Raw genomic sequence first — 22,914 nt, forward strand, 5'->3', positions numbered from 1 at the left:
GCAATGCCGTTAAGTTAGCTGGGGCTGGCGAGTGTGGATTCGTGGTAGGTGTTCCTGCTTTATTCCGCGGTGTTGTGCACGTTTTGTGTTGTGGTAGGCGGCGAAGTGTCGCTTGACGACCCGCGGGTAGCTCCTGTGTCGTCGGGGAGGATTCGGGTGCGTTACGAGTTCGTCGACTATTTCATTCAGGATCGAGGGGGGAAAGTTCCGCGCCGCTGGAAATGTGGCGTCGGATGATTCTGAGAGCGCGAACGAACGATAATCGGTCGGGGTCGATCTCGGCGAGGTCGGAAGCGTTATGCACAAGTTTTCGGATCGCGTAGTGCGCCAGGAGGAGTCCCCAGATCTCTTGTTTGACAAGTTCGGGTGAGCGAGACCGTAGGACCCGGCCATGCGCGATCTGGTGGACCTCGATCTCATCAAAGACGTTCTCGATTTCCCAACGTTCGTGATAGAGGGCGGCGATTTCATCGGCGGGATAGCGGTCGTGGTCCAAGAGAGTGGTGATAATGCGGTACGTCGCCGAAGACCCCTCGATTGTGTATTCGACGACCCGGCAAGCGGTACCGTTATCGAGTAGCCACTGATGCTCGGCCCGCTTGTTATCGCGCCCATGGACGCGGGAGGATTGCCTCACTGCGCTTTGACGTGCGGGCGCCAAAAGGACGGACAGATACGATCCGTCGGGGTATTCGGTGATGGGGGGAAGGTTCAGGGTGCTCGCGACACGAAACGCGGCGTCCACCTTGCCCGCGATCAGCAATTCCCAGATCTTGTACGAGTAGAAGCCACGATCGGCAAGCAGGAGCGTTCCTTGCTCTAGCCGGCCGACCAGCCGCTCAGCCAGCGGCCGTTCGCTGGAGCCGAGGTCACCGATCACCGCGTGCGTAATGGCGTGAGTCCCACACTCGGCAACCGCTACCACCTGCACGCGCGGGAACACGCTGGCCCCACGTCCTCCCACGCTATAGCCGAACGTGGCGGCGTTGCCCGGCGACTCAGGAGCGTCCAGCACCACTCCATCAATAGCCATCACGCGTTGCCCGTGGAACCACGCCGACGGCGTCGCTGAGGAAGCCAAAGGCTGGGCAACACGCTCGAAAAGTAACTTCATGGGTTCTTCACCCAGGCGGGCCCGGGCCTGCGTGATTGCACTGGGCGTGGGAACATGCCAACTGGATAACCATCCACCGATGAATCTCAGACCGTTGACGAGCCTTCGCATGACTTCGTCATAGCTCTCCCCGAAGAACAGTCCCAACGCGATCACGTAGTAGACCACGACTCGGGCCGGAAGGAGACGCGAACGTTGCTCCCGCCGATTAGCCAGATCAATTGCCGTCTCGACCTCGTCCCGCGGAATACACTCCGCCAACACGCCCACAGGAAGATGATCCGTGAATTTCCGCGAAACGGATTCGTTCATAGCCCCACACTAGAAGAATCACCCCGGAGCGTCACGAACATAATCCCGCGAGTCGCACAAACCTCCGCAGACCACACCAACAAATCTCGAAAAATGCCGCAAGCATCCTCAAAGACCACTCACCCGCGAAGCAGTGCCAGCGGCTAACTTAACGGCATTGCACCACATCGTCCCGTGGTGGGACGGCGGCGAGACCGCGCTCTCAAACATGGTGACCTTGTGTCCTCACCACCACGCCCTCGTGGAGCCGCCCCGCTTCTGGAACGGGCCGCCGCCGGACCGATGGGAGGTCCGGCTCGATCACGCTGGGTTCCCCGAGTTCCTCCCGCCTCGACGGCAGGATCGGCTCCGCACTCCCCTGCCCGGCAACCGGCCGCCGCCGGGCTTGGTGGCTTGACGTGTCAGGGCATCCGTTCGCAGACGATCGCCACGGCCCCGCGGGGGGTGGGCGTCAGCACGAGGGTCGCCGATGCCTTCCCTTTGGGCTTGAGACGCCGCCGCAGCTCGGCCGGGTCGACGTCGAGGCCGCGCTTCTTGATCTCGAGCGTGCCGATCCCCCGGTCGCGCACCCAGGCGCGCAGCACCTTCTCGTCGTAGGGCAGCACCTCACGGACGGCGAAGACGGACGCGAACGGGGTCGGCATGTGCCACGGCGCGCTCAGGTAGGCGATTCCCTCGGCGACCCGGTGGGCGCGGACGAGCCCGGCGAACCGATCGACCAGGCCGGCCCGGACGACGGCGCCGTCGGGCTCGTACAGGTACTCGGCGATGGGGCCCACGCCCGCCTCCTCGCGACGGGTGCCGGTCAGCTCGGCGCCGTCCACGACAGCGCTGCGGCGTCCGGGCGTGGCGCCCGGCCCGGCCCACAAAGCGCACTCGACCACGGTGCCGGCGTCGGAGACCCACTCGGCCTCCACGTGGTCACCGATGAGGACGTGTGGCACGCCCGGCCCCAGCTTCACGCACGCCGGGCGGTCCCCCGCCAACAGGGACGACACGAACTCCCACGACGGGGAGAGGTCCTCGACCCGCCACGTCCGGCCGGACGCCGTGCGCCGGGCCGGGTCGGCGAACACCGCCACGCCGTCGGACGCCAGCGCCGGCCACTCCTGCTCGGCGTCCCCCACCACGACCGGACGCCCGAGGTTCGCCGAGGCCAGCACGGCGGTGACGGGGTCGCGCTCGACGGCGGTCACCGTCAGGCCCGCGTCCTGCAGGGCCAGGGCGTCCGCGCCGATGCCGCACCCGAGGTCGACGACGGCCTCGGCGACGCGGGCGAACCGGGCCGCGCGGCGGGCGGCGACGCCGGAGCGCGTCGCCTGCTCCAAGGTGTCGGCGGTGAGGAAAAGGTCAGCCGCGCGGGGGCCGAACTTGCCGACGGCCCGGCGGCGCAGGGCCACCTGGTCCAGTACGGCGGCCGCTTGGTCGGGTGCGACGAGGGAGCGCAGGCGCGTGGCTGCGCCGAGCGAGTCGGGATCGGGCTCCGCCGAGGCCGCGGCGAGGGCCCGGGCGGCATCCGGCGAGGTGAGCCAGTGCGCGGTGGTGAGGTCCACGAGCTAGCCCACGATGTGGATGACGACGACCCCGTCGGGGGTGTGCGTGCCGCCCACCTCCCACGCCCAGTCGACCGCACGGACGACATCAGCCGCCAGCCCGTACTTCTCGCGGGTGCGGGTGGCCGCCGCCTCGAGCTCGGGCCCCTCGGTGCGCAGTTCGGCGCGTCCCTCGAAGACGGGCTCGGTGCGCAGCGCCTTGCCGGACGCGGACGCCGCCTGCACCGACACCACCGGGCTCAACCTGAGCCGCTCGACCCAGGGGGAACTGTGGGGCGTCCAGACGCCGACGGTGTCCTCGCCCAGGGCCACGACGAACTCCGACGACGCCGTGCCGTTGCCCGCCGCGTCGAACGTGGTGACGACGATGCGGTCGGCGTCGGCCAGCCTCATGCCCGGTCCTCGGGGCCCTCCGGCAGCGCGGTGCGCTCGGCGGCCTTGTCGGCGATGGCCTTGCTGCGGCCGGCGTTGACGTCGTCCAGAGCCGAGCGACGGATCTGGCCCGAGGTGCGGACGGGCAGGCCCAGGCCGAGGCCGAGCAACAGGCCCGCTGCGAGCGCGACGCCCGCGATCGACGCCGTGGTGGTGACCGGGTTGGCGATCACCCGGGCGCTGTCATACCGCTGGGCGGCGCCGATGATCTCCTGCATGTCCCAGCCGAAGCGGAACAGCCAGAAGCCGGCGACAGCGACGGCTGCGACGCCCAGGAGGGCCAGGATCCACTTGAGTGGCTTCATGTGAAGCAGCGTAGCGTTGCACGGCGCGGCGCCTCACCCGCACCCGAGACCGGCTAACGTGGGGGCGACCCCCGGAAAGGACTCTTCATGCGCGTTCTCGTGACCGGCGGAGCCGGCTACATCGGCTCCCACACGACGCTGGCCCTGCTGGAGGCCGGCCACGAGGTGTTGGTCGTCGACGACCTCTCCAACAGCTCGGAGGAGTCGCTGCGTCGCGTCGCGGAGCTGACCGGGCGCGAGGCTCGGTTCGTGGAGGCGAACGTGCGGGACGCGGAGGCCCTCGACGCCGCGTTCGCGTCGTTCGAGCCCGAGGCCGTCATCCACTTCGCGGGCTGGAAGGCGGTGGGCGAGTCGACCCAGATCCCGCTGACCTACTACCGCGAGAACCTGGGCTCCACCTTCACGCTGCTGGAGGTGATGGCCAACCACGGATGCCACCGCATCGTGTTCTCGTCCTCGGCGACCGTCTACGGCGAGGAGTCCGAGCCGCCGTTCACCGAGGACGCTCCCACCGGGGCCACCAACCCGTACGGCCGCACCAAGCACATGATCGAGCAGATCCTGGCCGACGTCGCGGTCGCCGACCCGGAGCTCGCCGTCGGTGTCCTGCGGTACTTCAACCCCATCGGCGCCCACGAGTCGGGCCGGATCGGCGAGGATCCGAAGGGCATCCCGAACAACCTGCTCCCCTTCGTGGCGCAGGTGGCGTCCGGACGCCGCGAGAAGCTGATGGTCTTCGGCGACGACTACGACACGGCGGACGGGACGGGCGAGCGCGACTACATCCACGTCGTCGACCTCGCCGCGGGCCACCTGGCCGCCCTCGACTTCCTGGCGGACAAGGCCGGGTACCACGTGTGGAACCTCGGCACCGGCAACCCGACGTCCGTGCTCGCGATCGTGAAGGCCTTCGAGAAGGCGTCGGGGGTCGCGATCCCGTACGAGGTCGTCGCCCGCCGCCCCGGCGACGTCGCGGCGTCCTTCGCGGACCCGACGAAGGCCCACGAGGAGCTCGGCTGGCGAGCCGAGTTGTCGGTCGAGCGTGCCTGCGCGGACACCTTCCGCTGGCAGTCCGCCAACCCGAACGGCTACGCGGACGCCTGATCGGGCCCTCGCCTGAGCGTCGGGCGACCACTGGTCCATCCGCCTGAAGTGTCTTAGGCTGCCTGAACCGAGTGCGGCCTGCAGGCCGAGTGGGCCGCCCCCCGTCGAGGGAGTGAGCCCATGAGCACCACGAACGACACGCTGAGGGTGGCCGGAGCCACGTACGACATCGTCCGGCTCGACCGGGTCAGCGGTGCGGAACACCTGCCGTTCAGCCTGAAGATCCTGCTCGAGAACGTGCTGCGCGGGGCCGGTGAGGCCGGGGCCGAGGCGGACGCCGTCCGCGCCATCGCCGACTGGGACCCGACCGCGGTCCACGGCGCCGAGGTCCCCTTCTCCCCGTCGCGGGTGCTGCTGCAGGACTTCACGGGCGTCCCCTGCGTGGTCGACCTGGTCGCCATGCGCGACGCGATGGCCGAGCTGGGTGGGGACGCGGCGTCCATCAACCCGCACATCCCGGTGGAACTCGTGATCGACCACTCGGTGATCGTCGACGTCTTCGGCCGTCCGGACGCCTTCGCCCGCAACGTGGAATTCGAGTACCAGCGCAACCGCGAGCGCTACCAGCTGCTGCGCTGGGGGCAGGCCGCCTTCGACCGCTTCAGCGTGGTGCCGCCCGGCACCGGCATCTGCCACCAGGTGAACCTGGAGTACCTCGCGCGCGTCGTCGACACCACCGAGCGTGACGGACGCCGCATCGCGCACCCCGACACCCTGGTCGGCACCGACTCCCACACCCCGATGGTGAACGGGCTCGGGGTCCTGGGCTGGGGCGTCGGGGGCATCGAGGCCGAGGCCGCGATGCTCGGACAGCCGGTCAGCCTCCTCGTCCCCCGCGTGGTGGGCGTGAAGCTGGTCGGCGAGCTCGTCGAGGGCACCACCGCCACGGACCTCGTGCTCACCGTTGCCGAACTGCTGCGCAGCGTCGGCGTGGTCGGCAGCTTCGTGGAGTTCTTCGGCCCCGGCATCGGAGCCGTCCCCCTCGCCGACCGGGCCACGCTGGGCAACATGTCCCCCGAGTACGGCTCGACGGTGTCGATCTTCCCGATCGACCGGGTCACGCTCGACTACCTGCGCCTGACCGGACGCCCCGACGAGCGGATCGCGCTGGTCGAGGCGTACGCCAAGGAACAGGGGCTGTGGCACGAACCCGACCACGAGGCGCGGTACTCCCAGGTGGTCGAACTGGACCTCTCCACCGTGGTCCCGTCCATCGCCGGACCCAAGCGGCCCCAGGACCGCATCGCGCTGGCCGACGCCCAACGCGAACTGGGCGAGCTCCTCGCGGCGGGGTTGGAGGGCGACCAGCCGCTGACCTTCCTCGACCGCGCCTCCGAGCACTCGTTCCCCGCGAGCGATCCCATCGCTCTGGACGGGCTGGACCCGGCCAACGCGCCGGTCCCGATGCGTCCCCACGGGCGCCCCCACCCCGAGACGGCGGAGGGCGACGACCGGGTCGTCTGGGCGTCGGCGTCCGTCCCCATCACGCTGGCCGACGGCACCGAGTCCCACGTCGACCACGGCGACGTCGTGATCGCGGCGATCACCTCGTGCACCAACACGTCCAACCCGTCGGTGATGGTGGCGGCGGGGCTCGTCGCCCAGAAGGCGGTCGAGCGTGGCCTGACCACCCCGCCGTGGGTGAAGACCTCGCTGGCGCCCGGATCCCGGATCGTCACCGACTACCTGGAGGCGTCCGGCCTGACCCCGTCCCTGGACAAGCTGGGCTTCGAGCTGGTCGGCTACGGGTGCACCACCTGCATCGGCAACTCCGGCCCGCTCATCCCGGCCGTGGAGAAGGCGGTGACGGACCACGACCTCACCGTGTGCGCCGTGCTCTCGGGCAACCGCAACTTCGAGGGGCGCATCCACTCCTCGACCGCGATGAACTTCCTGGCCTCCCCGCCGCTGGTGGTGGCGTACGCGCTGGCCGGGACGATGAACATCGACCTCACCGCCGACCCCATCGGCAACGACCCCGACGGCCGGCCCGTGTACCTGCGCGACCTGTGGCCCACGGCGTCCGAGGTGGCCGACGTGGTCGGCCGGCACCTCCAGGCGTCCCTGTTCACCCAGGGCTACAGCGACGTGTTCGCGGGTGACGACAACTGGCGGGCCCTGCCGGTGCCCGACGGGAAGCGCTTCGCGTGGGACGACGACTCCACCTACGTGCGCAACCCGCCGTACTTCGTCGACCTGGCCCCGGAGCCCGCTCCGCTGCGGGACATCGAGGGCGCGCGCGTCCTGGCGCTCCTGGGCGACTCGGTGACGACGGACCACATCTCCCCCGCCGGCTCGATCCGGGCCGACTCCCCCGCGGGCCGGTACCTGCAGGGGCTCGGCGTGCAGCCCGCCGATTTCAACTCGTACGGCTCACGGCGCGGCAACCACGAGGTGATGGTCCGCGGCACGTTCGCCAACACGCGCCTGCGCAACCGGCTGGTCGACGTGACCGGCGGCATGACACGGGTGTTCCTGCCCGGGGCAACAGCCGACCCGGTCAGCATCTTCGACGCCGCGATGGCCTACCAGGAGGCGGGCACTCCCCTGGTGGTGGTCGCCGGCAAGGAGTACGGCTCGGGCTCGTCGCGGGACTGGGCCGCCAAGGGCACCCTGCTGCTCGGCGTCCGTGCCGTGCTCGCCGTGTCGTACGAGCGGATCCACCGGTCCAACCTCATCGGCATGGGGGTCCTCCCCCTGCAGTTCGCCGAGGGCGAGGACGCGGGCACGCTCGGCCTGACCGGTGCGGAGACCTTCACGATCCGCGGCCTCGCCGGGGAGGGCCCGCTGCCGAAGCAGGTCACCGTGATCGCCGACGACCGCGAGTTCACCGCCGTGGTGCGGCTCGACACCGCCACCGAGCAGGAGTACTACCGGCACGGCGGCATCCTGCCGTACGTGCTGCGGGGCAGGCTCACGGGTTCCGGCGGCCGCCCCCCACGCTGAGGCGTGACGCGTCCACCAGCAACCGCCGGTGGAACAGCGGCTCCCCGGTGAGCTCGGGGTGGAACGACAGGCCCGTGATGCGGCCCTGGCGGACGCCGACGACGCGGCCGTCGTGCCGGGCGATGACCTCCACGCCCGGCCCGACGCGCTCCACCGCGGGAGCGCGCACGAAGGCGACGTCGGCCGGTCCCCACGCCGTGTCGAGGTGCACCTCGGCGGAGTCGAGTTGCCGGCCGAACGCGTTGCGGCGGACGGCGACGTCGAGCACGCCGAGCGACCTCTGACCGGGAGCCGGGTCGAGCACCTCGGTCGCCAGCAGGATGAGGCCCGCGCACGTCCCCAGGGTGGGCAGGCCGTCCGCGATCGCCGCCCGCAGCGGCTCCCCCAGGCCGAACACGCGCAGCAGCCGGTCGATGGCCGAGGACTCCCCGCCCGGCAGGACCACGGCGTCCACCCGCGGGCCGTCCGGGCCGCTGAGGTCGTCCGGACGCCGCAGGGGGACGGGGGTGGCGCCCAGCGCGTCCAGCAGTCGGACGTGCTCGCGGACGCCGCCCTGCAGGGCCACGACGCCGACGCGCGGCGGGGTCACCAGCCGCGCTCGGCGAGGCGGTGCGGTGCGGGCAGGTCGGCCACGTTGATGCCGACCATCGCCTCGCCGAGCCCGCGGGAGACCTCGGCGATGACCTCGGGGTCGGAGTACATCGCGGTGGCCTTGACGATGGCGGCGGCGCGGCGAGCCGGGTCCCCGGACTTGAAGATCCCCGAGCCGACGAACACACCGTCGGCGCCGAGCTGCATCATCATCGCGGCGTCCGCGGGGGTGGCGACGCCACCGGCGACGAACAGCACGACGGGCAGGGCGCCCCGCTTCGCGACGTCGAGCACCAGCTCATACGGGGCCTGCAACTCCTTGGCCGCGACGTGCAGCTCCTCGGGATTCGCCTCCAACGTCGCCCTGAGCACCGCGATCTCCTTGCGGATCGTGCGGATGTGGCGCGTCGCCTCGGACACGTCGCCCGTGCCGGCCTCCCCCTTCGAGCGGATCATCGCCGCGCCCTCGCTGATGCGTCGCAGCGCCTCACCGAGGTTGGTCGCGCCGCACACGAACGGGACGGTGAACCGGTGCTTCTCGATGTGGTGGGCGTAGTCGGCCGGCGACAGCACCTCGGACTCGTCGATGTAGTCGACGCCGAGGTGCTGCAGCACCTGCGCCTCGACGAAGTGGCCGATGCGCGCCTTGGCCATGACCGGGATCGACACTGTCTCCATGATCGCGGTGACGAGGTCGGGGTCGCTCATGCGCGCCACACCACCCTGGGCGCGGATGTCGGCGGGCACCCGCTCGAGCGCCATGACGGCGATGGCGCCGGCGTCCTCGGCGATGCGGGCCTGCTCGGGCGTGACGACGTCCATGATGACGCCACCCTTGAGCATGTCGGCGAGGCCGGTCTTGACGAGGTGGGTGCCCGTACGGGGCGCGATGGTGTCAGTCATGGGACGAGTGTGGCTTGCAGAGTGGTCCCCAACAAGATCCACTAGTGGGCCACTTCACTGGACCGCTTTGCGGAGTCGTGCGAAGCTGGACGCCGTGCGCACCACGACCCAGGTGACCCTGCCCCTCACCCTCGACCGTGGCGACACGCGCCCGCTCCCGACCCAGGTGGCCGACGGCCTGCGGGCGCTCGTGGCCCGAGGCGTCCTCGCCCCCCACGACACGCTGCCCTCGACCCGCGCGCTGGCCGCCCACCTGGGCGTCGCGCGCGGCACGGTCGTCGTGGCGTACGAGCAACTGATCGCCGAGGGCTACCTCCGGGCGGCGTCCGGGAGTGCCACCCGGGTCGACCCGGGCGCCGGCGCCCTCCACCCGCGGACGCCCTCCCCGCCTTCGGCGTCCACGACCCCTGCCCGGAGCGAGACGCCGGCGTCCGGGCTGCTCGACCTGCGGCCGGGGCAACCCTGGTTGGGCTCCCTCGCCACCCCGGCGTGGCGGCGGTCGTGGCGGGACGCCGCTGCCCACCCGGACGCCCGGGGCGCGCAGGGCCTGGGCCTGCCCGACCTGCGGGCACAACTCGCCGACCACCTGCGGCAGATGCGCGGCGTGGTCCGCTCCCCGGAGCACGTCGTGGTCACGGCCGGGGCGCGCGAGGGGCTCGCCCTGCTGCTCACGGCCCTGGGGCTGCCCCCGCGGGTGGGTGTCGAGGTGCCGGGTTATCCGTCGCTGCGTCGCGTCCCGGAACGGTTGGGCGCCCAAGTCGTCGGGCTGCGCGTGGACGACCAGGGGCTCGTCACCGACGACCTGCCCTCCCACGACGTCCCGCCCGTCGTGCTGGTGACCCCCAGCCACCAGCACCCGCTGGGCGGCTCCCTGCCGGTCGGGCGTCGCCGGGCCCTGCTCGCGTGGGCCCGGGCGCACGGCGTGTGGGTGGTGGAGGACGACTACGACTCCGAACTGCGCTACACCTCCGAGCCCCTCCCCGCGCTCGCCGCCCTCGACGACCCGCTCCAGGGCTGCGTCGTGACCCTCGGCACCTTCGCCACAACGCTCACGCCGGGATTGGGCGCGGGGTTCCTCGTCGCCCCGGAACCCCTGCTGCCCCGGCTGGCGGCCACCCGTGCCGACCTCGGACAGCCCGTGTCGGCGGTGACGCAGCGGGCCCTGGCGGGCTACCTCGCCTCCGGCGAGCTCCGACGCCACACCCAACGGATGCGCACCCTGTACCGGCGCCGGCGACGCTGGGTCGCCGAAACCCTGTCCGGGCTCCCCGGCGTCCGGGTCTCACCCATGGACGGCGGCCTCCACGCCGTGGTGCAGACCGAGCGGCCCGAGGCCGACGTGCTGACGGACGCCGCCGCGGCGGGCGTCCTCGTCACCGGGCTGTCGGCCTACTGGGCCGGCGCCGAACCGGACGCCTCGGGCGTCGTCCTCGGCTTCGGTGCGGCCACGGACGCCGACCTCGCCCGTGGGCTGGAGGTCCTGGCCGCAGCCTGCACCGGAGGGGTCAGTCCGTGATCAGCTCGGGGTAGACGGGCTGCCACATGGCGTCGAAGACCTGGGCGACCGGGTCGTGCAGCGGCTGCTCGGCCACCCCCTCCGCCTCGGCGGCCTTGGCCACCGCGATGGCGACCGTGGCGGACACGCGACGCAGGTCGTCCAGCGCCGGCAGCAGCGACTGGCCGGGGCGCGTCATGCGCACCAGCGAGGCCAGCGCTTGGGCGGCCGCGCCGATCATGCCGTCGGTGACGCGCGTGGCCCGGCACACGGACACGCCCAGCCCGAGCCCCGGGAAGATGAAGGCGTTGTTGGCCTGCGCGATGACGTGCTGGACCCCCTCGTGGGTCACCGGCTTGAACGGCGACCCGGTCGCGATCAGGGCGCGTCCGTCCGTCCATTCCAGCAGTTGCGTCGGGGTGGCCTCGACGAGCGTGGTGGGGTTCGACAACGGCATGATGACCGGCTGCTCGGTGTGCGCGGCCATGTCGGTGACGATCTCCCGGGTGAACGACCCCGGCTGCGCCGAGGTGCCGATCAACAGGGTCGGGTGCACGTTGCGCACCACATCCGCGAGGCCGATGCGGCCCGGCTCGTCGAGCGTCCAGTCCTCCACCTCGCCGTACGGGCGGCCGTAGGGACGCTGGAAGTCGCGGAACCGGGCGCCCGGGGCGTCCGTCACGAGCCCTCGGCTGGAGGTCGCCCAGAACCGCTCGCGCGCCTGCACGGGCGACAGGCCCTCGGCCACCATCAGGTCGACCAGCAGGTCCGCGACGCCGATGCCGGCCGTTCCGGCGCCGTGGATGACGACGCGCTGGTCGGAGAGCTTCTCCCCCTTGCTGCGGACCGCAGCCAGCGCCGCCCCGGCGACGACCGCCGCGGTGCCCTGGACGTCGTCGTTGAACGTGCAGATGCGGTCGCGGTAGGTCGCAAGGATGCGGTGGGCGTTGTCCGCGCCGAAGTCCTCCCAGTGCACCATCGCGTTGGGGAACACCTTCTGGACGCCCTGGACGAACGTCTCGATGAACTCGTCGTAGCGCTCGCCGCGGACGCGGGCCTGGCGCCTCCCCAGGTAGAGGTCGTCGTTGAGGAGGTGGAGGTTGTCGGTGCCCACGTCGAGGACCACCGGCACCATCCGGTTCGGGTCGACGCCCGCCGCCGCGGTGTAGAGGCTCTTCTTGCCCAGGCAGATCTCGATGCCGCCCACGCCCTGGTCGCCGATGCCGAGGATGCCCTCGGAGTCGGTGACGATCACGATGTCGATGTCCTCGGCGTGCCGGCCGATGCTGCGCAGCGACTTCTCGACCGCCTCGGGGGCGTCGATCGAGAGGAACACGCCGTGGAGGCGCTGGAACCACAGGCTGAACTCCTGGATGGCGTCGCCGATCGTCGGCGTGTAGATGATCGGCATCATCTCCTCGAGGTGCTCGCTCACGAGCCGGTAGAACAGCACCGTGTTGCGGTCGCGTAGGCCGCGCAGGTAGGCGAACTGCTGCAGCGGGTCACCGGCTGCCAGGAACCGCTTGTAGGTGCGGTGGAGTTGGCCCTCCAGCGGTGTGCTCCCGGCCGGCAGCACCCCGACCAGTTCGAGCCGCTCGCGCTCCTCGGGGGTGAAGGCCGTGCCCCGGTTCAGCCGCGGGATCCGCAGGACGTCGGCCCCCCGCACGTTCACCTTGATGCGAGAACCGTGATTGCCCGGCAGGGTCTCATACGCGCGTTCAGCCATGCCGCCCACCCTAGTCCCGGCGACCACCTCAGGGAGCGTTCCCGATCGTGGTCACCTGCCAGCTTGCCGGCCGCCCGTCGCGGTAGGGCATGACCCCGTGGAACTGGTCGATCCGCTCGTCGAACACGAGCGGCAGCCACGTGTGGTCGCCCTCCCACAGGGGCAGGTCCCGCGACAGGAGTCGGGCGCGGGGCACCCAGTGCAGGGTGCCCTCCGCGTTCGAGGCGGGCGGCTCGCCGGTGAAGGCGTCCACGACGAAGACGAAGCCGAACCAGTCCACGCCACCCGCGCCGAAGCCGGGCCAGCTGATCGTGCCGCGCAGGCGCACCGAGGTGGCCTCGATGTCGGCCTCCTCGCGCAGTTCGCGGCGGATGCAGGCCACGACGTCCTCGCCGGGTTCGAGCTTGCCGCCGAGTCCGTTGAACTTGCCGAGGTGGGCGTCGTCGTCGCGGAACGTCCGGTGGACCAGCAGGACGTCGTCGCCGCGCAGCACGTAGGCCAGCGTGCCGATCACGGGGGTGAACATCAGTCGCCCCGCAGGGCCGTGGAGGGCGGCTCGGGCACCGGCACCGCACTCGGGCGGCCGGACGCTGCGAGCGCTGTCTCGCTGGCCCGTTCTGCGCGCGTCGGCACCTGGGCGAGCAGGATGCCCGCCATCATGAGCGTCGCCCCGAGGAAGCCCTGCGGCGTGAGCCGCTCTCCCAGGAACATCGCCCCGCCCACAGCGCCCCACATGGCCTCCAGCGACATGATCATCGCCGCGATGGACGCCCGGGCGTGCACCTGCGCTACGACCTGCAGCGTGAAGCCGACGCCCGTCGACAGCAGGCCGGCGAACAGGACTGCACCCAGGGCGGGCAGGAGCCCGGCGAAGGGGGCGTCCTCGGCGAAGGGGGCCACGAGCGCCGACAGAGTGGCCATGACCAGGAACTGGACGACCGAGAGTCGGATCGGGTCCACGTGCGGTGCGACGCGGCCCACCCCGAGGATGTGGAACGTCCAGAACAGGGTCCCCACCAGCACGAGCAGGTCGCCGGGGCCGATGCCGGTGCCCGTCCAGGTCAGCAGGAACAGGCCCGGCACGGCCAGGACGATGCCCACGGCCGTGAACACCGTGGTGTGCTGGCCGAAGAACCGGCCCGTGATGGGCACCAGCACCATGTAGAGGCCGGTCACGAACGCCGCGTTGCCCGCCGTCGTCCGCTCCACGCCGAGCTGCTGCAGCGTCTGCCCGCCGAAGAACATCAGGCCGATGAACACGCCCGGCCTCACCACACGGAGCCAAGCCTGCCGCGCCTCGGACGGGCTCAGCCGAGCACGCCGGTCCAGGAACCACACCAGGGGGAGCAGGGCCGCCGCGCCGAGGACCCCGCGGGAGGCGTTGAACGAATAGGCCCCGAGGTGCTCCGACCCCAGGCGCTGGGCCACGAACGCGAAGCCCCAGATGATGGAGCAGAGCAGGAGCAGCAGGTAGGAGCGCGTCTCCTTGGACATGCCGGCTCAGACCAGGACGGTCGAGATCGGCAGGCTGGAGTCGGCGCTGATCGACAGCGAGCTGGGCCGGTGCCCGCGCCGGACGACCTCGGCACCCAGGGCGGCCATCATCGCCCCGTTGTCGGTGCACAGGCCCGGGCGCGGACGCCGCACCGTCACCCCGTGCTCCTCGGCGCGCTCGCCCAGCAGCCCGCGCAGGCGCGAGTTCGCCGCCACGCCGCCGCCCAGCAGGATCGTGTCGAGCCCGAAGTGGTCGCACATGTCCATGGCCTTGGCGGTCAACACGTCGGCGACCGCCTCCTGGAACGAGGCCGCCACGTCGGCGTCCGCGAACGGACGCCCGGCGCGGCGCTCGGTCTCCACCCAGCGGGACACGGCGGTCTTCAGGCCCGAGAAGGAGAAGTCGAAGCGGTGCTTCTCCAGGTCGTGCTTCGCGGTCAGCCCGCGCGGGAACGCGATCGCTCTCGGGTCGCCGTCCGCGGCCGCGCGGTCGATGACCGGACCCCCCGGGTAGCCCATGCCCAGCAGGCGGGCGACCTTGTCGTAGGCCTCGCCCGCGGCGTCGTCGATCGTCGACCCGACCTCGGTGATGGCGGACGTGATGTCGTCGACGACCAGGAGCGAGGTGTGCCCACCCGAGACGAGCAGCGCCCCGAAGCGCTCGGGCAGCGGCCCGTGGTCCAGCAGGTCGACGGCCACGTGCCCGACCAGGTGGTTGAGGCCGTACAGGGGCTTGTCGAGCGCGACGGCCAGCGCCTTGGCCGCGGACAGCCCGACGACCAGCGCGCCCATCAGGCCCGGACCCGCGGTGACGCAGACGCCGTCCACCTCGGACAGGTCCACGTCGGCGGCGGCCATCGCCCGCTGCAGCGTCGGGACCATCGCCTGCAGGTGCGCGCGGGACGCCACCTCGGGGACGACCCCGCCGAAGCGGACGTGCTGCTCGACGGAACTGGCGACCTCGTTGGCCAGCAGTTCGTGGCCGCGGACGATCGCCACGCCCGTCTCGTCGCAGCTCGACTCGATGCCGATGACCAGCGGTTCGCTCATGATTCACCCTCCAGGGGCAGCGCCATGACCAGGGCGTCCAGCCCGGCGCCGTAGTAGTTCGCGCGGCGCGCCAGCACCGCGAAGCCCAACGACTCGTACAGGGTCACGGCCGGGACGTTGTCCGCCTCGACCTCCAGCAGGACGCGCTCCGCCCCCACCTGCCCGGCCCACTCGAAGCCGGCGGCGAGCAGGCGCCGGGCGATCCCGGAACGACGGTTGCGGGGGTCGACCACGACACGGTTCAGGTCCGCGACGTCCTCGACGCAGCTCAGCGTGGCCACGCCCAGGAGGCGGCCCCAGGCGTCCTTGGCCACGAGCGTGAGGCCGCGGTCGGCGACCAACTCGTCGGCCCACGACTGGGCGCTCCACCGCGCCTCGGTGAACTGCTCCTCCAGCGCCACGATCTGGGCCAGGTCGTGGCGACGGGCCAGGGTGATCGTCACCGGGCCCGTCGCAGGGCGAGCTTCGGTTGGGGCAGGGCCGACTTCACCCGGGTGGGCACCTCGGCGTCCGGACGCCGCAGGTACAGCGGCTCCAGCCCCGCGTCGACCAGGTCCGCGGCAGCGAGCCAGCCGGCGTCCAGGTGGACGGGGCCGGAGGCCGGCCCGACCAGGTGCGCGCCCGGTCCGGCCAGCGGAAGGGCCGGAAGGGTGTCGGGCGCTGAGACCTCCGGTCCGGCCAGGCGGTGGCCGCCCCCGTCGTAGCGGGCCCAGAACACCTCCTTGCGGCGCGCGTCCGACACGACGAGGAACTCCTCGGGCGCACCGTCGGCCGCCCAGGCCGCGGCCACGGCGTCCAGCGAGCAGGCGCCGGAGACGGGGACGCCCAGCACCTCGCCGAGGGTCAGCGCGGTGACGACACCGACCCGCAGGCCGGTGAAGGGGCCGGGGCCGACCCCGGCGACGATGCGGTCGACGTCCGCGAGCGTGGTGCCGGCCTCGGCGACCACGCGCTGCACGAGGGGCATCAGCTCCTCGGCGTGCGCGCGGGTGTCGTCCACGCGCGCGGACGCGATGATGCGGCCATCCACGGCGACGCCGGCTGCTACGACGGTCGAGGTGTCCAGGGCGAGCGTGGTGGTCATGGGGTCTCCCTCGATTCTTGGGGCTCCGTCCCTCCCGCCGAGGCGGTCGACGGGAGCGCGGCGGCCGCGAGCCGGGTGCGACTCCAGCGCGGCCCGATGGGGGTGAGGAACACCCAGCGGGTGTCGTCGTCGGGGTCGATGCCCCGCCGGATGTCGATCTGGAGCCGGTTCTCCGCGAGGCCCTCCGCGACGCCGACACCCCACTCGACGAGGGTGACGGCACGGTCGAGGGACTCCTCGAGGTCGATGTCCTCGAGTTCGGCGAAGGAACCGAGGCGGTAGGCGTCGACGTGGACGAGGGCGGGGCCCTCCCCCGACGGGCGGTGGACGCGCGACAGCACGAAGGTGGGCGAGAGGATCGGACCGGACACGCGCAGCCCGGCGCCGATGCCCTGGGCCAGGGTCGTCTTGCCGGCACCCAGGTCGCCGGAGGCGATGATGAGGTCGCCGGCGCGCAGGACGCCGGCGAGCCGCTCCCCCAGCGCGCGCATGGCGTCCGCGTCGGGCACCTCGACGGCGACCGGCAGCGACCGCGTCATGACGATGCAGTTGCCCTCCTCGTCGTCGGGCGCGAACCCCTGCTTGGCCCACCACGCCTGGATCTGCGGGAACTCCTTGCGCGCCAGCAGGTGCACGTGCTCCTCACCGACGGACGCGAGGTGCTCCAGCACCACCTGGACGAGGAAGCCCGCCACCCCCTGCTCGCGGTACTCGGGGAGGACCCCCACCCGGCCCAGCCGCATCGCGCCGTGCTGGCGGGCGGCCATCACCAGCCCGACGGGCACCTCCTCGATGAAGGCGAGGTACCCGGTGCCGTGCGTGATGCGGGCGCGGACCGAGGCCACGTCGTCCTGGAGTGCCTCCGCCGGCTTCCCCAGCACCGGGCGCGCCCGGAACGCGGCATGCATGAGCTCGAGCGCGACCTCGACGTCCGACAGGTCGGCCAGGCGCACGGTGAGCGCGCGGCCGTCGGGGAGCACGGCCGCGGCGAGCTCAAGGGCGGCGTCGTCTGACATGGGAACCTTCAGTGGTGGGAGAGCGGGCAAAATCCGACCCATTCTAGCCCGGCGCCCGCCCTCAACGAACCTCGCGCCCGAAGGGTAACCCTGCGTTCACCGACATGTCATGCAACTCGGGGAATGCGTGCACGTTGACACGGTGTTCTGTCAACGTGCGAGTGGCGATCATCACCGAGTCCTTCCTCCCCGAGGTCAATGGCGTGGTCAACTCCGTCCTGAAGGTGTTGGACCACCTGATCGACCACGGGCACGAGGTCCTGCTGCTGGCCCCCGAGGCCCCCGGCGCCCCGACCTCCTACCGCGGCGCCCCCGTGGTGCACATGGGGTCGCTGGGGTTCCCCGGCTTCATGCAGGTGCGGGTGTGCACGACACCGCAGATCTCCCTGGAGTGGACGCTGTCCGACTTCAACCCCGACGTCGTGCACCTGGCCTCGCCGATCAACGTCGGTTACCGCGGCGCGCTGGCCGCGCGGCGCCTCGGCATCCCGAGCGTGGGCGTGTTCCAGACGGACGTCCCCAGCTACGCCAGGCGCTACGGCATCCCCGCCCTCGAGGCGTACCTGTGGCAGCGCGTCCGCTGGACGCACCAGGCCGCCACCCTGAACCTCGTGCCGAGTTCGGCCAGCAGGGCCCAGCTCGACGCCCTCGGGGTCTCCGACCTGCACGTCTGGGGCCGCGGTGTGGACGCCGAGCTGTTCCACCCGGCCAAGCGCTCGGACGAGCTGCGCTCGGCCTGGGCGCCCCACGGCGAGCGGGTCGTCGGCTACCTCGGACGCCTCGCCCCCGAGAAGCAGGTGGAGGACCTGCACGTCCTCGCGGGCCTGCCCGACACCCGCGTCGTGATCATCGGCGAGGGTCCCTCCCGCGACGCACTCCAGCGGCGACTGCCGGACGCCGTCTTCACCGGCAAGCTCAAGGGCGAGGAACTGGCCCGCACGCTGGCCAGCTTCGACGTCTTCGTGACCCCCGGTGAGCTGGAGACCTTCGGGCAGACCATCCAGGAGGCCATGGCGTCCGGGCTGCCCGTGGTGGCCCCGGCGTCCGGTGGTCCCATCGACCTGGTCGACCCCTCGCGCACGGGCTGGCTGTACGAGCCGGGCGACCTCCTGGGCCTGCGGGACCACGTCCGCGACCTGGTGGGCGACGACGCCAAGCGCGTCGCGATGGGCCGCGCGGCCCGCGAGGCGACCGCCCCCCGCACCTGGGACGGCATCTGCACCCAGCTCATGGGCCACTACGACCACGCGATCGCCCTGAAGCGCGAACAGCTCCACACGGAGCGCCAGATGGCCCACGTCCGGCGGACGGGGCGCAGGCTGCGCGTCTAGCCCTCGCAGACCACCATCGCCACGGCGACGCCGGCGTCGTGGCTGATCGACACATGGGTGCGCGAGACGCCGAGTTCCTCGAGCCGCGTCGCCACCGTGCCGGTGACGACCAACGAGGGACGTCCGGTCTCGTCCGACAGGACCTCGCAGTCGTCCCACCGCAGGCCCCCGGGTGCGCCCAGCGCCTTGGCGAGGGCCTCCTTGGCCGCGAAGCGTCCGGCCAGCGTCTGGTCGGACCCCTTCTGCTCGGCGAGGGTGAACACGCGGTCGGTGAAGCCCGGCCGCCCGCACGCGTCGGCGATGCGTTGGACCGAGCAGACGTCGACACCGATCCCGATGATCACCGCGTCACTCGACGGTGACGGACTTGGCCAGGTTGCGCGGCTGGTCGGCGTCGTGGCCGAGCAGCGTCGCGAGTTCACAGGCGAACAGCTGGAGCGGAACCGTCGCCAGGAGCGGCTGCAGCAGCGTGGACGCCTGGGGAAGCGTGATCAGGACGTCGGCGTAGGGCTCCACCTCGGTGTCGCCCTCCTCCACGAGGACGATGGTCCGGGCGCCCCGGGCGCGCACCTCCTGGATGTTGGAGATGACCTTGTCGTGCAGTTGGTCGCGACCCTGGGGGGGCACGATGACGAACACGGGCAGGTCCTGCTCGACGAGCGCGATCGGGCCGTGCTTGAGCTCGCCGGCCGGGAAGCCCTCGGCGTGCAGGTAGGCGATCTCCTTGAGCTTCAGCGCGCCCTCGAGGGCCACCGGGTAGCCGACGTGCCGTCCGAGGAACAACACGGTGCGGGCGTCCTTCAGGTCGGCGGCCAGGTCGAGGACCTGCTGCTGGGCGTCCAGGACCCGCTGGATCTTGGCGGGCATCGACTCCAGCTCCCGCATGATGGCGGCGATCTCGTCGCCGTACTTGGTTCCGCGCACCTGGGCCAGGTAGAGGCCCAGCAGGTAGCAGGCGGCGACCTGGGTCAGGAAGCCCTTCGTCGAGGCGACGCCGATCTCGGGACCGGCGTGGGTGTACAGGACGGCGTCCGACTCGCGCGGGATGGTGGAGCCGTTGGTGTTGCAGATCGCGATGACCTTGGCACCCTGCTCGCGGGCGTGGCGGACGGCCATCAGCGTGTCGGCGGTCTCACCGGACTGCGAGATGGTGACGACCAGGGTGCGGCCGGTGATGATCGGGTCGCGGTAGCGGAACTCCGAGGCGATCTCGACCTCGCACGGGATGCGCGTCCAGTGCTCGATCGCGTACTTGGCGACCAGGCCGGCGTAGAACGCGGTGCCACAGGCCACGATGACGATCTTGTCGATCGTGCGGAGCTCGGCCTCACTGATGCGGACCTCGTCCAGCGTCAGGTGCCGCTCGGAGTCGAAGCGGCCCAGGAGCGTGTCCGCCACGGCCTGCGGCTGCTCGTGGATCTCCTTGCGCATGAACCAGTCGAAGCCGCCCTTCTCGGCGGCCGAGAGGTCCCAGTCGACGTGGTAGGGCCGGCCCTCGGTCGCGTTGCCGTCGAAGTCGGTGACCCGGTAGCCGTCGGCCGTCACCTCGACGACCTCGTCCTGGCCCATCTCGACGGCCTCGCGCGTGTGCTCGATGAAGGCGGCCACGTCGGAGGCGACGAACATCTCACCGTCGCCGACGCCCACGACGAGCGGGCTGTTGCGGCGGGAGGCCACCAAGGTGCCGGGCTCGGCGCTGTCGACGGCGACGAGGGTGAACGCACCCTCCAACCGACGCGAGACGAGGCGCAGCGCGTCAGCCAGGCCATGGCCGGCCTCGACCTCGCGGCCGAGCAACTGGGCGGCGACCTCGCTGTCGGTCTCGGAGGAGAACTCGATGCCCTCGGCGACCAGCTCGTCCCTCAGCGACGCGAAGTTCTCGATGATGCCGTTGTGGATCAGCGCCACACGGCCGTTGGCGGACAGGTGCGGGTGAGCGTTGGCGTCCGACGGGGCGCCGTGCGTGGCCCAACGGGTGTGCCCGATGCCGAGGTGCGCGTCCTCGATCGGGTTCGCCTGGAGTCCGTTCTCGAGGTTGACGAGCTTGCCGGCCTTCTTGGCCGAGGAGATCCCGTCGGGCCCGACCAGCGCGATGCCGGCCGAGTCATAGCCTCGGTACTCCATGCGCCGCAGGGCGTCCACGAGGACCTTCTGCGCACCTTGGGGGCCGACATAGCCGATAATTCCGCACATGGGAATCAGCGTAGCGCCCACCCAACCGTCGGCCGAAAGCCCGTTGGGCGGCGTCGACGAGTTCGGTCCGTACATCCTCGCCGACCGGAGGAAGTGGGCCGAGCTGGCCGAGCAGATGCCCGTCCACCTGACCGAGGAGAAGTTGCGACGGATCAGGTCGCGGCTCGACACCATCGACATGGCCCAAGTGCGCGACGTCTATGTCCCGCTGACGGAACTCGTGGCGCTCTACGTGGCCCAGACCGGCCTGCTCTACCGCAACACGCACGCCTACCTCGGCCTCTCGGAACGGAAGACCCCCTTCGTGATCGGGGTGGCCGGCTCCGTGGCCGTGGGCAAGTCGACGACGTCGCGCCTGCTGGTCGAGTTGCTGTCCCAGCTCCCCGGACACCCGCGCGTCGACCTGGTGACCACCGACGGCTTCCTTCTGCCCAACGCGGAACTCCAGCGCCGCGGCATCATGGAGCGCAAGGGCTTCCCCGAGAGCTACGACCGCGGCGCCCTGCTCGGGTTCGTGATGGACGTGAAGTCTGGCGTCCCCGAGGTGCACGCACCGCTGTACAGCCACCTCGTCTACGACATCGTGCCGGACGAGTTCATCACGGTGAACTCCCCCGACATCCTCATCGTCGAGGGCCTCAACGTCCTCCAGCCGGCGCGGCGGCGCAAGTCCGGCCAGTCATCGCTGGCGGTCAGTGACTTCTTCGACTTCTCCGTCTACGTGGACGCCGACGAGGAGGACCTGCGCTCCTGGTACCTGGAACGCTTCATGGGCCTGCGCGAGAGCGCCTTCCGGGATCCGCGCTCCTACTTCGCCCGCTTCGTCAACATGGACGCCGACACCGCCCGCGCCTACGCCGAGGGCATCTGGGACACCATCAACGGCCCCAACCTCGTCCAGAACATCCTCCCCACGCGGGGACGGGCGACCGTCATCCTGCGGAAAGACAGGTCCCACGACATCGAGTGGATCCGCATCCGCAAGGTGTGAGTCAGCCGGTGATGCCCAGCCGGGCCCCCCGCCAGTCCACCGGGTCGGCCAGGGCCCGGGGGTGAGCCTTCGACCGCCCTTCTTCGCGCCGGGGCGCGAGTTCGGGTGGTCGAGGAGTGCCGGTCGTCTCCGGTATGAGCCATTGGCGTCACCGCCCCGGGTGCTCCGACCGGAGGCGGCGCCTCCCCTCGGCCAGGGCCCGCTCGACCTGGCGCATGAACCCCTCCGGATCCACCCGCAGCCCCAGCACCGGGATCTCCAGCGCGATGCCGGCGACCCCGGCGATAGCGAGGTCGTTGGCCCGCAGCGCGTCCCGGACCGGTGCCAGCCCGTCCTCGTGGTGCGCCCCCTGGATCTCCACCCGGACGCCCTCGGCCTCCCAGAGGGCGTCGAGGTACACCGCGCCCTTGTCCCCGGTGCGCAGGACCTGCCGCGAAGGTTCAGGGAGGCCACGTTCCCGGCAGAGCCGGGCGAAGTCCAGCTCCCCCAGTGAGTGGGCACCGTTGCACAGGTCCTGAATGACCGCGTCCAGGAGCGCCCTCCGGTTGGACCTGCCCACCGCCTGCCAGCGCGCCAGCATCGCCGCGGCGGTGCACAGGCGCTGCTGCACCGTCATCGCCAGGATCGTCGCGGCCTCGGCGTCCGAGACCGCCCACTGGGCCGCCCGGATCGCGGCCACCTCCGGACGGGTGCGCCGCAGAGCCCCGCCGGTGGTCGGTGCACGCTCGCGCAGGCGATGGTGGCGGACTCCCTCGATGGCCCGCACCTTCGCCCGGTTGGGGACGGTGACATCGATGGAGCGCGGCTCCCAGCCCTTGAGACCGGCCGCGACGAGGGCCACGGCACCGTCGAGGACCGCGCCGCTCCCGGACTCCCACAGGGCCCGCCACCATGCGGCGCGTCCGTCGACGTCGGGTCCCAGCACGCTCACGGTGTGGTGGCCGACCCTGTGCCAGGCCCCGTGCTCGACGTGGGTCTGGACCTGCCCGCGGGTCAGGCCGGCGTCCAACAGCGCCGCGAGGGTGGTGACGCCGTCATGCGGAGCGGCGAGGTCGGCTCCGATGCTCAGCCGGCGTTGTCGTTCGCGTTGGGCTGCGCGGGCCCGGAGGGCGCGGGGCGTTGGTGTCATGCCGCGGACGATGGGCGCTCGGATGCGAGATCGAGCACCCCGAGCAAGGCGTCCACAGGATCGGCGTGATTCTCCACACGCCCTCGATCAGGTGACCGAAATCCTTGACCACCAAGACTCGTGCCCCGGCGGCAACTCGGGAGGT

22 protein-coding genes are annotated in these 22,914 nt (G+C 71.4%); 6 read left to right on the plus strand and 16 right to left on the minus strand.

What is annotated here, in order from left to right; all coding sequences use genetic code 11:
* Nucleotides 1–181: 181 nt before the first annotated feature.
* Nucleotides 182–1,426 (minus strand): IS4 family transposase, encoded by a 1,245-nt coding sequence (locus tag AC5YDV_RS12650; RefSeq protein ID WP_496182899.1) that lies wholly within the window; start codon nucleotides 1,424–1,426, stop codon nucleotides 182–184.
* Nucleotides 1,427–1,559: 133 nt separating this feature from the next.
* Between AC5YDV_RS12650 and AC5YDV_RS12655 the strand changes: the two genes are divergently transcribed.
* Nucleotides 1,560–1,823 (plus strand): HNH endonuclease, encoded by a 264-nt coding sequence (locus AC5YDV_RS12655; RefSeq protein ID WP_496183606.1) that lies wholly within the window; start codon nucleotides 1,560–1,562, stop codon nucleotides 1,821–1,823.
* A 4-nt stretch (nucleotides 1,824–1,827) separates the two neighbouring features.
* Here AC5YDV_RS12655 and AC5YDV_RS12660 read toward each other — a convergent pair whose 3' ends face one another.
* Genes AC5YDV_RS12660 through AC5YDV_RS12670 form a run of 3 tightly spaced genes read right to left on the minus strand, consistent with a single transcriptional unit; the run spans nucleotide 1,828 to nucleotide 3,716 of the window.
* Nucleotides 1,828–2,979, minus strand: a complete 1,152-nt coding sequence (locus AC5YDV_RS12660) for a class I SAM-dependent methyltransferase (protein WP_496183607.1) — start codon at nucleotides 2,977–2,979, stop codon at nucleotides 1,828–1,830.
* 3 nt (nucleotides 2,980–2,982) lie between these two features.
* Entirely contained in the window at nucleotides 2,983–3,372 is a 390-nt protein-coding gene (locus AC5YDV_RS12665; protein ID WP_496183608.1) for a PNPOx family protein, read from the minus strand.
* On the minus strand, nucleotides 3,369–3,716 hold the full coding sequence (locus AC5YDV_RS12670; protein ID WP_496183609.1) for a hypothetical protein: 348 nt from the start codon (nucleotides 3,714–3,716) through the stop codon (nucleotides 3,369–3,371). The genes AC5YDV_RS12665 and AC5YDV_RS12670 overlap by 4 nt, the downstream gene beginning before the upstream one ends.
* Nucleotides 3,717–3,803: 87 nt before the next feature.
* On the opposite strand from AC5YDV_RS12670, the gene galE reads away from it, so the two are divergent.
* Nucleotides 3,804–4,820, plus strand: a complete 1,017-nt coding sequence (galE, locus tag AC5YDV_RS12675) for a UDP-glucose 4-epimerase GalE (protein WP_496183610.1) — start codon at nucleotides 3,804–3,806, stop codon at nucleotides 4,818–4,820.
* Nucleotides 4,821–4,940: 120 nt separating this feature from the next.
* Nucleotides 4,941–7,766 (plus strand): aconitate hydratase, encoded by a 2,826-nt coding sequence (locus AC5YDV_RS12680; protein WP_496183611.1) that lies wholly within the window; start codon nucleotides 4,941–4,943, stop codon nucleotides 7,764–7,766.
* On the opposite strand, the gene pdxT is transcribed toward AC5YDV_RS12680, so the two are convergent.
* The gene (gene pdxT, locus AC5YDV_RS12685) at nucleotides 7,735–8,355 is read right to left on the minus strand and encodes a pyridoxal 5'-phosphate synthase glutaminase subunit PdxT (protein ID WP_496183612.1); all 621 of its coding nucleotides are present in this window, start codon (nucleotides 8,353–8,355) and stop codon (nucleotides 7,735–7,737) included. The two genes, AC5YDV_RS12680 and pdxT, sit on opposite strands and share 32 nt — an antisense overlap.
* Nucleotides 8,352–9,260 carry a pyridoxal 5'-phosphate synthase lyase subunit PdxS gene (gene pdxS / locus AC5YDV_RS12690; protein ID WP_496183613.1) on the minus strand — a complete coding sequence of 303 codons (909 nt, stop codon included), beginning with the start codon at nucleotides 9,258–9,260 and terminating at the stop codon, nucleotides 8,352–8,354. Before pdxS ends, pdxT begins: the two co-directional genes overlap by 4 nt.
* A gap of 94 nt (nucleotides 9,261–9,354) precedes the next feature.
* Between pdxS and pdxR the strand changes: the two genes are divergently transcribed.
* A complete protein-coding gene (gene pdxR, locus AC5YDV_RS12695; protein ID WP_496183614.1) occupies nucleotides 9,355–10,776 on the plus strand; it encodes a MocR-like pyridoxine biosynthesis transcription factor PdxR in 1,422 nt (473 codons plus the stop codon).
* Here the strand turns inward: pdxR and AC5YDV_RS12700 are convergent.
* From AC5YDV_RS12700 to tsaE, 7 genes are read right to left on the minus strand one after another with little or no spacing between them, the layout of a single operon-like run.
* A complete protein-coding gene (locus tag AC5YDV_RS12700) occupies nucleotides 10,766–12,481 on the minus strand; it encodes an NAD-dependent malic enzyme (RefSeq protein ID WP_496183615.1) in 1,716 nt (571 codons plus the stop codon). The two genes, pdxR and AC5YDV_RS12700, sit on opposite strands and share 11 nt — an antisense overlap.
* A gap of 28 nt (nucleotides 12,482–12,509) precedes the next feature.
* On the minus strand, nucleotides 12,510–13,007 hold the full coding sequence (locus AC5YDV_RS12705; protein ID WP_496183616.1) for an NUDIX hydrolase: 498 nt from the start codon (nucleotides 13,005–13,007) through the stop codon (nucleotides 12,510–12,512).
* Nucleotides 13,007–13,975, minus strand: coding sequence for a DMT family transporter (locus tag AC5YDV_RS12710; RefSeq protein WP_496183617.1), 969 nt, complete (start codon nucleotides 13,973–13,975; stop codon nucleotides 13,007–13,009). Before AC5YDV_RS12710 ends, AC5YDV_RS12705 begins: the two co-directional genes overlap by 1 nt.
* A 6-nt stretch (nucleotides 13,976–13,981) precedes the next feature.
* Nucleotides 13,982–15,025 (minus strand): tRNA (adenosine(37)-N6)-threonylcarbamoyltransferase complex transferase subunit TsaD, encoded by a 1,044-nt coding sequence (gene tsaD / locus AC5YDV_RS12715; RefSeq protein ID WP_496183618.1) that lies wholly within the window; start codon nucleotides 15,023–15,025, stop codon nucleotides 13,982–13,984.
* Complete coding sequence (locus AC5YDV_RS12720; protein ID WP_496183619.1) at nucleotides 15,022–15,468, minus strand: GNAT family N-acetyltransferase; 447 nt, start codon at nucleotides 15,466–15,468, stop codon at nucleotides 15,022–15,024. The genes tsaD and AC5YDV_RS12720 overlap by 4 nt, the downstream gene beginning before the upstream one ends.
* Nucleotides 15,465–16,109, minus strand: a complete 645-nt coding sequence (tsaB, locus tag AC5YDV_RS12725; protein WP_496183620.1) for a tRNA (adenosine(37)-N6)-threonylcarbamoyltransferase complex dimerization subunit type 1 TsaB — start codon at nucleotides 16,107–16,109, stop codon at nucleotides 15,465–15,467. The genes AC5YDV_RS12720 and tsaB overlap by 4 nt, the downstream gene beginning before the upstream one ends.
* Entirely contained in the window at nucleotides 16,106–17,125 is a 1,020-nt protein-coding gene (gene tsaE, locus AC5YDV_RS12730) for a tRNA (adenosine(37)-N6)-threonylcarbamoyltransferase complex ATPase subunit type 1 TsaE (RefSeq protein ID WP_496183621.1), read from the minus strand. Before tsaE ends, tsaB begins: the two co-directional genes overlap by 4 nt.
* A 155-nt stretch (nucleotides 17,126–17,280) precedes the next feature.
* Between tsaE and AC5YDV_RS12735 the strand changes: the two genes are divergently transcribed.
* Nucleotides 17,281–18,456 (plus strand): glycosyltransferase family 4 protein, encoded by a 1,176-nt coding sequence (locus AC5YDV_RS12735; protein WP_496183622.1) that lies wholly within the window; start codon nucleotides 17,281–17,283, stop codon nucleotides 18,454–18,456.
* Here the strand turns inward: AC5YDV_RS12735 and AC5YDV_RS12740 are convergent.
* Both AC5YDV_RS12740 and glmS read right to left on the minus strand, forming a co-directional pair.
* On the minus strand, nucleotides 18,453–18,800 hold the full coding sequence (locus tag AC5YDV_RS12740; protein ID WP_496183623.1) for a holo-ACP synthase: 348 nt from the start codon (nucleotides 18,798–18,800) through the stop codon (nucleotides 18,453–18,455). The two genes, AC5YDV_RS12735 and AC5YDV_RS12740, sit on opposite strands and share 4 nt — an antisense overlap.
* Nucleotides 18,801–18,804: 4 nt before the next feature.
* A complete protein-coding gene (gene glmS, locus AC5YDV_RS12745) occupies nucleotides 18,805–20,649 on the minus strand; it encodes a glutamine--fructose-6-phosphate transaminase (isomerizing) (RefSeq protein ID WP_496183624.1) in 1,845 nt (614 codons plus the stop codon).
* A gap of 4 nt (nucleotides 20,650–20,653) precedes the next feature.
* On the opposite strand from glmS, the gene coaA reads away from it, so the two are divergent.
* Nucleotides 20,654–21,640 carry a type I pantothenate kinase gene (gene coaA, locus AC5YDV_RS12750; protein WP_496183694.1) on the plus strand — a complete coding sequence of 329 codons (987 nt, stop codon included), beginning with the start codon at nucleotides 20,654–20,656 and terminating at the stop codon, nucleotides 21,638–21,640.
* Nucleotides 21,641–21,788: 148 nt separating this feature from the next.
* Here the strand turns inward: coaA and AC5YDV_RS12755 are convergent, their stop codons facing one another.
* Nucleotides 21,789–22,769 carry a hypothetical protein gene (locus tag AC5YDV_RS12755; RefSeq protein WP_496183625.1) on the minus strand — a complete coding sequence of 327 codons (981 nt, stop codon included), beginning with the start codon at nucleotides 22,767–22,769 and terminating at the stop codon, nucleotides 21,789–21,791.
* Nucleotides 22,770–22,914: the final 145 nt, after the last annotated feature.

The sequence above is a fragment of the Propioniciclava sp. LT432 genome (assembly GCF_059515965.1).

Bases quoted from the DNA above. Each gene is read 5' to 3' on its own strand.
- tsaB (WP_496183620.1), bottom strand. From the start codon at position 16,109: ATGACCACCACGCTCGCCCTGGACACCTCGACCGTCGTAGCAGCCGGC.
- AC5YDV_RS12755 (WP_496183625.1), bottom strand. From the start codon at position 22,769: ATGACACCAACGCCCCGCGCCCTCCGGGCCCGCGCAGCCCAACGCGAA.
- galE (WP_496183610.1), top strand. From the start codon at position 3,804: ATGCGCGTTCTCGTGACCGGCGGAGCCGGCTACATCGGCTCCCACACG.
- AC5YDV_RS12665 (WP_496183608.1), bottom strand. From the start codon at position 3,372: ATGAGGCTGGCCGACGCCGACCGCATCGTCGTCACCACGTTCGACGCG.
- AC5YDV_RS12680 (WP_496183611.1), top strand. From the start codon at position 4,941: ATGAGCACCACGAACGACACGCTGAGGGTGGCCGGAGCCACGTACGAC.
- AC5YDV_RS12670 (WP_496183609.1), bottom strand. From the start codon at position 3,716: ATGAAGCCACTCAAGTGGATCCTGGCCCTCCTGGGCGTCGCAGCCGTC.
- AC5YDV_RS12650 (WP_496182899.1), bottom strand. From the start codon at position 1,426: ATGAACGAATCCGTTTCGCGGAAATTCACGGATCATCTTCCTGTGGGC.
- pdxS (WP_496183613.1), bottom strand. From the start codon at position 9,260: ATGACTGACACCATCGCGCCCCGTACGGGCACCCACCTCGTCAAGACC.
- AC5YDV_RS12705 (WP_496183616.1), bottom strand. From the start codon at position 13,007: ATGTTCACCCCCGTGATCGGCACGCTGGCCTACGTGCTGCGCGGCGAC.
- tsaE (WP_496183621.1), bottom strand. From the start codon at position 17,125: ATGTCAGACGACGCCGCCCTTGAGCTCGCCGCGGCCGTGCTCCCCGAC.
- AC5YDV_RS12710 (WP_496183617.1), bottom strand. From the start codon at position 13,975: ATGTCCAAGGAGACGCGCTCCTACCTGCTGCTCCTGCTCTGCTCCATC.
- tsaD (WP_496183618.1), bottom strand. From the start codon at position 15,025: ATGAGCGAACCGCTGGTCATCGGCATCGAGTCGAGCTGCGACGAGACG.
- AC5YDV_RS12700 (WP_496183615.1), bottom strand. From the start codon at position 12,481: ATGGCTGAACGCGCGTATGAGACCCTGCCGGGCAATCACGGTTCTCGC.
- glmS (WP_496183624.1), bottom strand. From the start codon at position 20,649: ATGTGCGGAATTATCGGCTATGTCGGCCCCCAAGGTGCGCAGAAGGTC.